Raw genomic sequence first — 413 nt, 5'->3', positions numbered from 1 at the left:
TCGGCCGAGTCGAACTGCAACATCTGCGTGCCGATGCCCCCCCGGTGGCTGCTCCGCAGGTTCTTCATCGAAATCTGTTTGATAAATCCCCGTTCCGATACCAATAGCAAATTCTCCGCCGCCGTCAGGGTGACGCACCCCGCCAGACGCTCCTGTTTCCGCAGCCGCGTCGCCTGGGAACCCTGAGCCGATCGCCCCATCACCGGGATCTGGTCGCCGTCGATATCCATCCGCATCAGCCGCCCCCCGGAGGTCGCCAACACGACGCGATCGCCCGGTTTGCTAAGGTTGGCATAACTCAACTCGTCCTGATCTTTGAGCTTGATCACCGTAATTCCCCGATTGGTCAATTCCGTCAGGTCGGACAGGGCCAGCCGCTTGATTTTACCCTGTCCCGACAGCAGGATCAGGTC

The 413-nt window shown here is 60.3% G+C and carries 1 protein-coding gene; it reads right to left on the bottom strand.

Annotation, left to right across the window (positions count from 1 at the left end):
- A partial coding sequence (locus AC0QHF_RS00290; protein WP_324702194.1) for a DNA gyrase C-terminal beta-propeller domain-containing protein occupies positions 1-413 on the bottom strand: 413 nt, incomplete at both ends.

It is taken from the genome of Lyngbya sp. CCY1209 (genome assembly GCF_055795065.1).
The sequence above is the reverse complement of the archived record's forward strand: the minus strand, read 5'-3'. Positions and strand labels throughout refer to the sequence as shown.